Source organism: Burkholderia sp. MSMB1078WGS, assembly GCF_001528895.1.
GTDB lineage: Bacteria > Pseudomonadota > Gammaproteobacteria > Burkholderiales > Burkholderiaceae > Burkholderia.
Map to the genome: position 1 here is coordinate 108,990 of NZ_LPDI01000024.1, position 12,012 is coordinate 121,001.

The window sequence follows — 12,012 nt, forward strand, 5'->3', positions numbered from 1 at the left end:
GTACCGGCCCCTCCGGCTTGGCCCGGAAAGCCGCCCGGCGACGCGCCGTCAACCCGCGGCTTCGCCGTTCCCCGCCTCGCCCTCTTCTACCGGCTTCTTCGGCACGAAGAACCGCGCGGCCAGCAGCCCGATCTCGAACAGCACGACGAGCGGCAGCGCCAGCATCAGTTGCGAGAACACGTCCGGCGGGGTGACGACCGCCGCGACCACGAATGCGCCGACGATCACGTACGGTCGCATCTCCTTCAGCTTCTGCAGGGACAGCACGCCCATCCGGACGAGCAGCACGACGACGATCGGCACCTCGAACGTGACGCCGAACGCGATGAACATCCCGAGCACGAAGCTCAGGTAGTTGTCGATGTCGGTCGTCATCTCGGCCCCGAGCGGCGCGTTGTAGTGCGCCATCACGCGGAAGATCGTCGGAAACACGAGGAAGTACGCGAACGCCATCCCGCACAGAAACAGCACGTAGCTGCTGCCGACGAGCGGCGTGACGAGCTTCTTCTCGTGCTGGTACAGCCCCGGCGCGACGAACGCCCAGATCTGGTACAGCACGATCGGCAGCGCGATCACGAGCGCGACGAGCATCGTGACCTTCATCGGCACGAAGAACGAGCCGGTGACGTCGGTGACGATCATCTTGCCGTCTTTCGGCAGGTTCTCCATCAACGGCCGCGCGAGCAGCCTGAAGATGTCGGGCGCCCAGTAGACGAGCCCGACGAACACGACGATCACGGCCAGCCCCGCGCGAATGATGCGATCGCGAAGCTCGACGAGATGGGAAATGAAGGTTTCTTCCGGGGCGTCGCCCGGGTTCTGCTGGGGGTCGCTCACACCGGCCCTCGGTAGGATTGACGAGCGAGCATGCGCTCGACTCAGAAGAAGCGCGTCGGCCGGCGCAGGCTGGCCGGCTGGTGGCGCGCGACACGTGCGGCGCCCGACTGCACGTGCGTGCGGCGGGTCGTCGCGCGCTTGTACCAGACAGGCGTCGCCGCCTGCTTGATGCGCCAGTTGCGACGCTTCGGCGCAAGCGCGGCCGAACTGCCGCCACGCCACGACGGCGCTGCGGGCGTGTCGCTACCGTACGTGCCGGCATCGACCGAGCCTTCGTTGACACCGCCGACCGCGGAATGCCACGTGTCGTTCAGCACCTTCTCGTGCTCGCGCAGGTTGTCGTGAATCGTCGTCTCGACATTGCGCGCGGCCGATTCGAAATCGGTCTTCATCGTCCGCAGCGCGTCGAGTTCGATTTCGCGCGAGACCTCGGCCTTCACGTCGTTGATGTACCGCTGCGCGCGGCCGAACAGCGCGCCGGCCGTACGCGCGACGCGCGGCAGGCGCTCGGGGCCGAGCACCACGAGCGCGACGACGCCGATCAGCGCCATCTTCGAAAGACCGAGATCCAGCATCGCGAATGCCTGTCAGCGTGCCGGCGTTACGCCTTGTTCGAATCGGAACGCGTCGTTTCCTTCGCGTTGACGTCGACCGTGCCCGAACGCGGCAATTGCTGCGCGTCCGCCGGCGTTTCGCCTTCCTTCATGCCGTCCTTGAAACCCTTCACGGCGCTGCCGAGGTCGTTGCCGATGTTGCGCAGCTTCTTCGTACCGAAAACCAGCGCGACGATCAGCAGCACGATCAGCCAGTGCCAAATGCTCAATCCACCCATGATGAAACCTCTCCTCAACCACGCCGCGATGCGGCGCAAATCGCCGGCGACGCGCCGGCTTCGACTATCGGATGCGGGGAAACGCCCCGCTTCGTCAACCCATCCGTTGCCACGGGCGCGGGCCGGCCAGGATATGCGCGTGCAGGTGGTAGACCTCCTGCCCGCCGCCCGGGCCCGTGTTGATCACCGTGCGAAAACCGGTTTCGCCGCCCGTATACGCGACCCCGAGCTGGTCGGCCAGACGCGCGACGAGCAGCATCAGCCGGCCGAGCATCGGCGCATCGGCGTCGCCCACCGCCGACAGCGTCGGCACGTGCCGGCGCGGAATCACGAGCACGTGCGTCTCGGCGGCCGGGCGGATGTCGCGGAACGCGACGAATTCGTCGTCCTCGTGCACCTTCGTGCTCGGGATCTCGCCTGCCGCGATCTTGCAGAACAGGCAATTCGGATCGTGACTCATGTTGCTCCTGCAAACGCTCGCACGCGGCCGGTCAGAACCACGCCTGCGAATCGAGCGTCTTGTTGTCGTTCAGGTACAGCCAACCCTTGATGATACGGTACAGCGTCCAAATCCATGTGACAAACATCACGACGAATCCGACCGCGACGAACAGCAGCGCGATCCCGATCACGTAAGCGATCAGCGCGCGCCAGAACGTGCGGATCTGCCACTCGAAGTGATCGGCGTACGGCGTGCCGGCCACGTCGCCGCGCTTCACGTAGTTGATGATGATCGCGATGATGCCGGTGACGCCGCCCGTCAGCCAGTGAATCGCATAGAGGCCGTACAGCACGTGGGTCAGCGTGCGCAGCCCGTTCAGGCGTTCGGCATCCGCTGCTCCCGGCACCGCCGGCGTCGGAAACTGGTTCGACGTTTCGTTCATGATGCTACCCCCGTCAGATGACAATTCTTACAGCTTACCGCACTGTTGCCACCGCGGCGGGGTCTGTCCGTCACCCGCCGTTTTCCTCGCGCTCGCGGCGCTTGCGCAGCGCTTTTTCCTCGATGCCCGACAAGCCCTCGCGGCGCTCGAGTTCGGCGATCACGTCGGCCGGGCTCAGGTCGAAATGCGACAGCATCACGAGGCAGTGGAACCACAGGTCGGCCACCTCGCCGACGAGCGCGGCCGGCGCGCCGCCCTGGCGCACGTCCTTCGCGGCCAGCACGACTTCCGTCGCCTCTTCGCCGATCTTCTTCAGCACCGCGTCGTCGCCCTTGTGGAACAGGCGCGACACGTACGATTGATCGGGATCGCCGCCCTTGCGGCTATCGATCACGGCCGCGAGGCGCAGCAGCGTGTCTTCGGTCGATTGCGTCATTTGTAGATGTGTTCGGGGTCTTTCAGCACCGGCTCGACCGCGACCCAGTCGCCGCCGTCCACGGTACCTTCGAATTTCTGGAAGAAGCACGAATGCCGGCCGGTGTGGCATGCGATGCCCGACACCTGCTCGACCTTCAGCAGCACGACGTCCTCGTCGCAGTCGAGCCGCACCTCGTGCACGTGCTGCACGTGGCCCGACTCCTCGCCCTTGAACCACAGGCGCTTGCGCGAGCGCGAATAATAGACCGCGCGCCGGGTCTCGATCGTCTTCGCGAGCGCCTCGCGATTCATCCACGCGAACATCAGCACGTCGTTCGTCGACGCTTCCTGCGCGATCACCGGCACGAGGCCGTTGTCGTCCCAGCGGACCTTGTCGAGCCACGCGGGCAGGGATTTCGTTTCGGTATTCATCACAGCCTCACCGGGATGCCCTGGTCGGACATGAAGCGCTTCGCCTCGCCGACCGTGTGCTCGCCGTAGTGGAAGATGCTCGCGGCCAGCACCGCGTCGGCGCGACCGTCCTTGATGCCGTCCGCGAGATCCTGCAGGCAGCCGACGCCGCCCGACGCGATCACCGGCACCGGCACCGCGTCCGACACGCCGCGCGTGAGTGCAAGGTCGAAGCCCGACTTCGTGCCGTCGCGGTCCATGCTCGTGAGCAGGATCTCGCCCGCGCCGAGCTCGGCCATCTTGCGTGCCCATTCGATCGCGTCGAGGCCCGTGTTCTTGCGGCCGCCGTGCGTGAACACTTCCCAGCGCGGCGTCTCGCCGTCGGCCGACACGCGCTTCGCGTCGATCGCGACGACGATGCACTGCGAGCCGTACTTGTCGGCCGCGTCGCGCACGAGCTGCGGATTCGCGACCGCCGACGAATTCATGCTGACCTTGTCCGCGCCCGCGTTCAGCAGGCGCCGTACGTCCTCGACGGCACGCACGCCGCCGCCGACGGTCAGCGGAATGAACACCTGCGACGCGACGGCTTCGATGATCGGCAGGATCAGGTCGCGCTGGTCGGACGTCGCGGTGATGTCGAGGAACGTGAGTTCGTCGGCACCTTGTTCGTCGTAGCGGCGGGCGATTTCGACGGGGTCGCCGGCGTCGCGCAGCTCGACGAAATTGACGCCCTTGACGACACGCCCGGCAGTCACGTCCAGGCAGGGGATGATGCGTTTAGCTAGAGCCATGATGTTGCGCCAAATGCCGCGCTGGGACGGCCGGTTGCGGAGGCCTCGCACGAGGCGTCCGGTCGGGGCTGCTCGCGGGCAGCCCCGGCGAACGGGACAACCGCGGTTACGCGTTGTCGAGTTCGCCGTTCAGTTCGTCCGCGCGCTTTTGCGCGGCCGCGAAATCGAGATCGCCGGAATAGATCGCGCGGCCGCAGATCACGCCTTCGACGCCGTGTTCCTCGACTTCGCAGAGCTTGTCGATGTCCGCAAGATTCGACAGGCCGCCGCTCGCGATCACCGGAATGCCGACGGCCTGCGCGAGCTTCACGGTCGCGTCGATGTTGATGCCCTGCAGCATCCCGTCGCGGCCGATGTCCGTGTAGACGATCGATTCGACGCCATAGTCCTCGAACTTCTTCGCGAGATCGATCACTTCGTGGCCGGTCAGCTTGCTCCAGCCGTCGGTCGCGACCTTGCCGTCCTTCGCGTCCAGCCCGACGATGATGTTGCCCGCGAACGCGGTGCATGCGTCCTGCAGAAAGCCCGGATTCTTCACGGCGGCAGTGCCGATGATCACATAGGACAGGCCGGCGTCGAGATACTTCTCGATCGTCTCGAGGCTGCGGATGCCGCCGCCGAGCTGTACCGGGATTTCGTCGCCGACTTCGTCGAGGATCGCTTCGATCGCCTCGAGATTCTTCGGCTTGCCGGCGAATGCGCCGTTCAGGTCGACGAGATGGAGCCGCCGGGCGCCGAGATCGACCCACTTGCGGGCCATCGCCGCCGGGTCCTCGGAGAAAATCGTGGCCTGGTCCATATCGCCCTGTTTGAGGCGCACACACTGACCGTCTTTGAGGTCGATGGCCGGAATCAGCAACATAGCAATCGGGTGTCGTCGTGGAAAATGAAAAGAATCCGGCGCGTACCGGCCAAACCGGTGCCGCGCCGTCTCGCTAGTTTAGTACAACTCTTTCGGCGCTTAAGCGGGCAAGCCCCGCGCGACAGGCCGTTCGGCCAGTTCGACTGTGGCTCGCGCACCACGTTTACGGTTTCCAGTGTACGAAGTTGCGATACAGACGCAACCCGACCTCCGCGCTTTTCTCGGGGTGGAATTGGGTCGCGAAGAGATTGTCCCGCGCGACCGCTGACGTAAACGGCGCGCCGTAGGCCGTTTCGCCAACCGTGTGCGCCGGGTTGTCCGGCACGACGTAATAGCTGTGCACGAAGTAGAAATACGCGTCGTCGGGCACGCCGTCCCACAGCGGGTGCGGCTGCGCCTGGCGCACGCGGTTCCAGCCCATCTGCGGCACCTTGAAGCGCGAGCCGTCGTCCTGCAGCCGGCCGTCGAGCTCGAAGCGCACGACCTTGCCGGGCAACAGGCCGAGGCCCTTCGTGTCGCCTTCCGCGCTCCAGTCGAACAGCATCTGCTCGCCAACGCACACGCCGAGCAGCGGCTTCGTGCGCGACGCGTCGATCACGGCCTCCTGCAGGCCGGATTCGCCGAGGCAGCGCATGCAGTCGGGCATCGCACCCTGGCCGGGCAGCACGACGCGGTCGGCCGCGCGAATCGCGGCCGGCGTGTCGACGATCGCCACGTCGGCGGCCGGTTCGGCTTTCTTGAGCGCCTGCGCGACCGAGCGCAGGTTGCCCATCCCATAATCCACAATCGCAATCGAAGTTTTCATCTCAGTGCAGGCAGTAGCGCCCTCAGTCCATTGACGATGAATTCCACCGCCAGCGCCGACAGCATCAGACCCATCAGCCGCGTGGCGATGTTGATGCCGGTGCGGCCGATCCAGTTCGCGATCGGCTCGGCGAGCCGCATCGCGACGAAACACAGAAAAGCCAGGACCGCGCCGATCGCGACCAGCCCGGCCCGTTCATACCAGTGATGCGCGCTCGCCGCATAGACGATCACCGTGCTGATCGAGCCGGGGCCCGTGAGCAGTGGAATCGCCAGCGGCACGACCGCGATGTTGTCCTTCAGCTCGGCTTCGTCGCGCTCCTCGGGCGTCGATCGCGTGTTGCCGATCTGCGCGTTGAGCATGTTGATTGCCATCAGCAGCATGATGATCCCGCCGCCGACTTCGAGCGACCCGACCGAAATGCCGAAGAAGTTGATGATCTGCTGCCCGAGCAGCGCGGTCACCGTCATCACGCAGAACACCGACACCGATGCGATCCGGATCGTGCGCCGCCGCTCGGCCTCCGTCTGCTGCGCCGTCAGGCTCAGGAAGAACGGCACCGCACCGACCGGATTGATCAGCGCGAGCAGCGAAATGAACGATTTGAGCAGATCCATCGCAAGCCGGCACCGCGCGCCGAAGCCGTGAGGTTGTCCCGAGCGCAGTCCGTTCGGACGTTCAGAGGCTTCCTTTCGTCGACGGAATCTGCCCCGCCGCGCGCTCGTCGAGCTCCACCGCCGCGCGCAGCGCGCGGCCGAAGGCCTTGAACACCGTCTCGAGCTGATGGTGCGCGTTGATCCCGCGCAGGTTGTCGATGTGCAGCGTGACGCCCGCGTGGTTCACGAAGCCGCGGAAGAACTCGATCGACAGGTCGACGTCGAACGTGCCGATCCGCGCGCGCGTGAACGGCACGTGGAATTCGAGGCCGGGCCGGCCCGAGAAGTCGATCACGACGCGCGACAGCGCCTCGTCGAGCGGCACGTACGAATGGCCGTAGCGGCGGATGCCCTTGCGATCGCCGATCGCCTTCGCGACGGCCTGGCCAAGCGTGATGCCGACGTCCTCGACCGTGTGGTGATCGTCGATATGCGTGTCGCCATGCGCTTCGACCTCGAGATCGACCAGACCGTGTCGCGCGATCTGGTCGAGCATATGGTCGAGAAACGGCACGCCGGTGGCCAGCTTCTGCCGGCCGGTGCCGTCGAGATCGAGCTTCACACGGATCTGCGTTTCGCTGGTATTGCGAACGACTTCCGCCACACGCATGGCAATTCCTTGATTGAGTCTGATGTAAATGGGGATTGATCGTCGCGCGCCGCCGCGCCCTGGGCTCAACCGGGCAGCGCGAGTTTCAAGGCGGCCAGCAGGCGGGCGTTTTCGTCGGGAGAACCGACGGTCAGCCGCACGCATTCGGCCAGTAACGGATGCATTTTACTCACGTTTTTGACCAGCACCCGCTCGGTGAGCAGCGCATCGAACACGGCAGCCGCGTCCGGCACGCGCACCAGCAGGAAATTGCCGGCGCTCGGAAACACCGTCGCGCCCGGCAGCGCGGCCACCGCCTGCGCGAGGCGCGCGCGCTCCGCGCGCAATTCGGCCGCCTGCGCATCGAGCACGTCGAGGTGGTCGAGCAGGAAATCGGCGGTCGCCTGGGTCAGCACGTTGATGTTGTACGGCGGGCGCACCTTGTCGAATTCGTTCAGCCACGCGGGCGAGCCGACGAGATAGCCGAGGCGGATACCCGCGAGGCCGAGCTTCGACACCGTGCGCATCACGACGACATTGTCGAACTCGGCGGCACGGGGCAGCCACGAGCGCTCCGCGAACGGCTGGTACGCCTCGTCGATCACGATCAGGCTGTGCCGCGCGGCCTCGACGATCCGCTCGACGTCGGCATCGTCGTACAGCGTGCCGGTGGGGTTGTTCGGATACGCGAGATAGACGATCGCCGGCCGGTGCTCGGCGATCGCCGCGAGCATCGCGTCGACGTCGAGCGTCAGGTCGGCCTTCAGCGGCACGCCGACGAATTCGAGCTGCGCGAGCTTCGCCGAGAGCTCGTACATCACGAAGCCCGGCACCGGCGCGAGCACCTTCGCGCCCGGCCGGGCGCACGCGACCGCGATCATGCTGATGATTTCGTCGGAACCGTTGCCGAGCAGCACGTCGCAACCGGCCGGCACACGCATCGCGTGGCGCAGCTTGTCGAGCAGCGCGGCCGGGCGCGGCGCCGGGTAGCGGTTCAGCGCGACCTGCGCGAGCCGCTCGCCGAGCGCCGCGGCGAGCGGCGCCGGCAGCGGATACGGGTTCTCCATCGCGTCGAGCTTCACGAACCCGCTCGCGTCGGGAACCGGATAGCTCGTCATCGCGAGCACGTCGCGGCGGATGATGTCTTGTGGCGTCGTCATGGTCTCAAGCCGGCGTGCGTCGCGCCGGCGTCAAATGGTTGGCAAGGCGGCGGCTGCCGCCTTGCGCTCGTCTCCTGCGTCGATCCGGGGCCGCCGGTGCCGGTGCCGGCGCGTCGGCGCGCGCCCGGCCCCGCGCGCGGCGCGCTCAGCCCTTCATCCGGAACTCGGCGCTCCTCGCATGCGCCTGCAGTCCTTCGCCGTACGCGAGCTCGGACGCGATCTCGCCGAGCGTCTGCGCGCCTTCCGCGCTGACCTCGATCAGGCTCGAGCGCTTGATGAAGTCGTACACGCCGAGCGGCGACGAGAAGCGCGCGGTGCGCGACGTCGGCAGCACGTGGTTCGGCCCCGCGCAGTAGTCGCCGAGGCTTTCGCTCGTATAGCGGCCGAGGAAGATCGCGCCCGCATGGCGGATCTGCTGACCCCATTGCTGCGGCTCCAGCGCCGAGATTTCGAGGTGTTCCGGTGCGATGTCGTTCGCGATCCGGCACGCCTCGGCCATGTCGCGCACCTTGATCAGCGCGCCGCGCCCCTCGAGCGACGCACGGATCACGTCCTGGCGCGGCATCGTCGGCAGCAGTTCGTCGATCGCCTTCTCGACGCGATCGAGGAACGCACCGTCCGGGCACAGCAGGATCGACTGCGCGAGTTCGTCGTGCTCGGCCTGCGAGAACAGGTCCATCGCGACCCAATTCGGATCGGTCGTGCCGTCGCACAGCACGAGGATTTCCGACGGCCCGGCGATCATGTCGATGCCGACCGTGCCGAATACGCGGCGCTTCGCCGACGCGACATACGCGTTGCCGGGGCCGCAGATCTTGTCGACAGCCGGCACCGTCGCCGTGCCGTACGCGAGCGCGCCGACCGCCTGCGCGCCGCCGATCGTGAACACGCGATCGACGCCGCCGAGCAGCGCCGCGGCGAGCACGAGGTCGTTCTTCACGCCGTCCGGCGTCGGCACGACCATCACGATCTCGCCGACCCCCGCGACACGCGCGGGAATCGCGTTCATCAGCACCGACGACGGATACGCGGCCTTGCCGCCCGGCACGTACAGGCCGACGCGGTCGAGCGGCGTGACCTTCTGGCCGAGCACCGTGCCGTCGCTTTCCGTGTACTGCCAGCTATGCGTGCCGCACTCGATCTTCTGCTTCTCGTGGTACGCGCGCACCCGCGCCGCGGCGGCTTCCAGCGCCGCGCGCGCCTTCGGCACGAGGCCGTCGAGCGCCGTCTGCAGCGCGTCCTGCGGCAATTCGAGCGCGGCGACGCTGTCCGCGCCCAGCCGGTCGAAGCGGTTCGTGTACTCGAGCACCGCGGCGTCGCCGCGCGACTTCACGTCGGCGAGGATCTGCGCGACCGATTGCTCGATCGCCTCGTCTTCGCTCGCCTCGAACGCGAGCACGGCGCGCAGGGCGGCGCCGAAGCCTTCGTTCGTCGAGTCGAGCTTGCGGATGGTGATGGACATGGGAGTTCCGTTACGGTGATGCGCTCAACCGCCATTCTGCGACGCGCGTTCGAACGCGTCGAGGATCGGCTTGAGCGCCGCGCGCTTCAGCTTGAGCGCGGCCTGGTTCACGACGAGGCGCGACGAGATCGCCATGATCTCCTCGACCTCGACCAGATTGTTCGCCTTCAGCGTGCCGCCCGAGCTGACGAGGTCGACGATCGCGTCGGCCAGCCCGACCAGCGGCGCCAGCTCCATCGAGCCGTACAGCTTGATCAGGTCGACGTGCACGCCCTTCGCGGCAAAGTGTTCGCGCGCCGTTTCGACGTATTTGGTCGCGACCCGCAGGCGCGCGCCCTGGCGCACCGCGCTCGCGTAGTCGAAACCGGCCGGCACGGCCACCGACATCCGGCAGCGCGCAATGTTCAGATCGATCGGCTGGTACAGGCCCGAGCCGCCGTGCTCGACCAGCACGTCCTTGCCGGCCACGCCGAAATCGGCCGCGCCGTATTCGACGTAGGTCGGCACGTCGCTCGCGCGCACGATGATCACGCGCAGGTTCGGATCGGTCGTCGGCAGGATCAGCTTGCGCGACGTTTCCGGATCCTCGGCCACCTGCACGCCGGCAGCCGCCAGCAGCGGCAGGGTTTCCTCGAAGATCCGGCCCTTCGACAGGGCGAGGGTCAGCGGCGCGGTCATGCTTGGCTCCCGGAAAGGCGGCGCACGTTCGCGCCGACGGCGGTCAGTTTGGTTTCCATGCGGTCGTAGCCGCGGTCCAGATGATAGATGCGGTCGACGAGCGTTTCGCCGTCGGCGCGCAGCCCGGCGATCACGAGGCTCGCCGACGCACGCAGGTCGGTCGCCATCACGTTCGCGCCCGACAGCTTCTCGACACCCGTCACGAGCGCCGTGTTGCCGTCGATCGTGATGTTCGCGCCGAGCCGGTTCAGCTCCTGCACATGCATGAAGCGGTTCTCGAAAATGGTTTCGACGACCTGCGCGGTGCCCGTCGCGACCGTATTGAGGGCCATGAACTGCGCCTGCATGTCGGTCGGGAACGCCGGGTATTCCGACGTGCGGATCGTCACCGCCGACGGGCGGCGGTCCATCTTCACGCGCAGCCAGCTGTCGCCTTCCTCGATCGATACGCCCGCTTCGCGCAGCTTGTCGATCACCGCGTCGAGGATGTGCGGGCGCACGCCCGTCAGCCTCACGTCGCCGCCGGCCGCCGCGACCGCGCACAGGAACGTGCCGGCCTCGATGCGGTCGGGGATCACCGAATGGCGCGCGCCGTGCAGCCGCTCGACGCCCTGGATCACCAGGCGGTCGGTGCCGATGCCGTCGATTTTCGCGCCCATCGCGACCAGCAAGTGTGCGAGATCGCTCACTTCCGGCTCGCGCGCGGCGTTTTCAATCACCGTCTCGCCGTCGGCGAGCGTCGCGGCCATCAGCAGATTTTCGGTCCCCGTCACCGTGATCATGTCGGTCACGATGCGCGCGCCCTTCAGGCGCTTCGCGCGCGCTTCGATGAAGCCGTGCTCGATGCTGATCTCGGCGCCCATCGCCTGCAGGCCCTTGATGTGCTGGTCGACCGGCCGCGCGCCGATCGCGCAGCCGCCCGGCAGCGACACCTTCGCCTCACCGAAGCGCGCGAGCAGCGGCCCGAGCACGAGGATCGACGCGCGCATCGTCTTCACGAGTTCGTACGGTGCGACGAGGTTGTCGACGCGCGACGCGTCGAGCTGCACGCGGCAGCCGTCGGTCTCGCTCTTCACGCCCATCTGGTTCAGCACCTTCAGCGTGGTGCGCACGTCCTTCAGGTTCGGCACGTTGTCGAGCTCGACCGGCTCGGCGCTGAGCAGCCCCGCGCACAGGATCGGCAGCGCGGCGTTCTTCGCGCCCGACACGACGATCTCGCCGGACAGCCGGCGACCGCCTTCGATCACCAGCTTGTCCATCCCCTGTCCCTGCGATTCCCCGTTGGCGGCCGGGTGTGCCGTGGCGACGCTCTGGACGGCGTCGCGCTCGTTGGCGGTGACTTGCACTCAGTGATTTCCGTTTATGCGTTCTGCCATTCGGCGGGCGTCAGCGTCTTCATGCTGAGCGCGTGAATTTCCTGCTTCATGCGATCGCCGAGCGCCGCATAGACGAGCTGGTGCCGCTGAATCGGCCGCTTGCCTTCGAAGGCCGCCGACACGATCGTCGCGAAGAAATGCTGGCCGTCGCCTTCGACTTCCAGATGTGTGCAGGCGAGACCGCCGGCGATGTATTGCTTGACCTGTTCGGGAGTCGGCAACATGGTGTAGGGCTCCTGTCGGCGCGCG

General features: G+C 66.9%; 17 protein-coding genes. All 17 read right to left on the minus strand.

The genetic code is table 11. The annotated features are described in order from the left end of the window. Positions 1–48 precede the first annotated feature (48 nt). Complete coding sequence (gene tatC / locus WT24_RS04300; RefSeq protein WP_059499731.1) at positions 49–837, minus strand: twin-arginine translocase subunit TatC; 789 nt, start codon at positions 835–837, stop codon at positions 49–51. A gap of 41 nt (positions 838–878) precedes the next feature. Further along, complete coding sequence (tatB, locus tag WT24_RS04305) at positions 879–1,412, minus strand: Sec-independent protein translocase protein TatB (protein WP_060031480.1); 534 nt, start codon at positions 1,410–1,412, stop codon at positions 879–881. Positions 1,413–1,438: 26 nt separating this feature from the next. Beyond that, positions 1,439–1,669 (minus strand): Sec-independent protein translocase subunit TatA, encoded by a 231-nt coding sequence (gene tatA / locus WT24_RS04310; protein WP_034209780.1) that lies wholly within the window; start codon positions 1,667–1,669, stop codon positions 1,439–1,441. A gap of 94 nt (positions 1,670–1,763) precedes the next feature. Beyond that, positions 1,764–2,129, minus strand: a complete 366-nt coding sequence (locus WT24_RS04315; protein ID WP_034209779.1) for a histidine triad nucleotide-binding protein — start codon at positions 2,127–2,129, stop codon at positions 1,764–1,766. A gap of 31 nt (positions 2,130–2,160) precedes the next feature. After that, a complete protein-coding gene (locus tag WT24_RS04320; RefSeq protein ID WP_059499733.1) occupies positions 2,161–2,553 on the minus strand; it encodes a hypothetical protein in 393 nt (130 codons plus the stop codon). A 70-nt stretch (positions 2,554–2,623) separates the two neighbouring features. Next, positions 2,624–2,989, minus strand: coding sequence for a phosphoribosyl-ATP diphosphatase (locus WT24_RS04325; RefSeq protein ID WP_059499734.1), 366 nt, complete (start codon positions 2,987–2,989; stop codon positions 2,624–2,626). Continuing rightward, complete coding sequence (gene hisI, locus WT24_RS04330) at positions 2,986–3,402, minus strand: phosphoribosyl-AMP cyclohydrolase (protein ID WP_059780301.1); 417 nt, start codon at positions 3,400–3,402, stop codon at positions 2,986–2,988. The genes WT24_RS04325 and hisI overlap by 4 nt, the downstream gene beginning before the upstream one ends. After that, positions 3,402–4,175 (minus strand): imidazole glycerol phosphate synthase subunit HisF, encoded by a 774-nt coding sequence (hisF, locus tag WT24_RS04335; protein WP_059499735.1) that lies wholly within the window; start codon positions 4,173–4,175, stop codon positions 3,402–3,404. The genes hisI and hisF overlap by 1 nt, the downstream gene beginning before the upstream one ends. A 106-nt stretch (positions 4,176–4,281) precedes the next feature. Continuing rightward, positions 4,282–5,037, minus strand: a complete 756-nt coding sequence (gene hisA, locus WT24_RS04340) for a 1-(5-phosphoribosyl)-5-[(5-phosphoribosylamino)methylideneamino]imidazole-4-carboxamide isomerase (RefSeq protein WP_059499736.1) — start codon at positions 5,035–5,037, stop codon at positions 4,282–4,284. A gap of 163 nt (positions 5,038–5,200) precedes the next feature. Further along, on the minus strand, positions 5,201–5,842 hold the full coding sequence (gene hisH / locus WT24_RS04345) for an imidazole glycerol phosphate synthase subunit HisH (protein ID WP_059499737.1): 642 nt from the start codon (positions 5,840–5,842) through the stop codon (positions 5,201–5,203). Further along, entirely contained in the window at positions 5,839–6,459 is a 621-nt protein-coding gene (locus tag WT24_RS04350; RefSeq protein ID WP_059499738.1) for a YchE family NAAT transporter, read from the minus strand. Before WT24_RS04350 ends, hisH begins: the two co-directional genes overlap by 4 nt. A 61-nt stretch (positions 6,460–6,520) precedes the next feature. Next, entirely contained in the window at positions 6,521–7,108 is a 588-nt protein-coding gene (gene hisB / locus WT24_RS04355; protein ID WP_011546606.1) for an imidazoleglycerol-phosphate dehydratase HisB, read from the minus strand. 65 nt (positions 7,109–7,173) lie between these two features. Next, on the minus strand, positions 7,174–8,247 hold the full coding sequence (gene hisC / locus WT24_RS04360) for a histidinol-phosphate transaminase (RefSeq protein ID WP_060031483.1): 1,074 nt from the start codon (positions 8,245–8,247) through the stop codon (positions 7,174–7,176). A 145-nt stretch (positions 8,248–8,392) separates the two neighbouring features. Beyond that, a complete protein-coding gene (hisD, locus tag WT24_RS04365) occupies positions 8,393–9,709 on the minus strand; it encodes a histidinol dehydrogenase (RefSeq protein ID WP_060031486.1) in 1,317 nt (438 codons plus the stop codon). Positions 9,710–9,733: 24 nt separating this feature from the next. Beyond that, the gene (gene hisG / locus WT24_RS04370) at positions 9,734–10,387 is read right to left on the minus strand and encodes an ATP phosphoribosyltransferase (RefSeq protein ID WP_059499740.1); all 654 of its coding nucleotides are present in this window, start codon (positions 10,385–10,387) and stop codon (positions 9,734–9,736) included. After that, positions 10,384–11,733, minus strand: a complete 1,350-nt coding sequence (gene murA / locus WT24_RS04375) for a UDP-N-acetylglucosamine 1-carboxyvinyltransferase (protein ID WP_059499741.1) — start codon at positions 11,731–11,733, stop codon at positions 10,384–10,386. Before murA ends, hisG begins: the two co-directional genes overlap by 4 nt. Before the next feature lie 14 nt (positions 11,734–11,747). Next, positions 11,748–11,987, minus strand: coding sequence for a BolA family protein (locus WT24_RS04380; protein ID WP_006477131.1), 240 nt, complete (start codon positions 11,985–11,987; stop codon positions 11,748–11,750). Between the last annotated feature and the right edge of the window lie 25 nt (positions 11,988–12,012).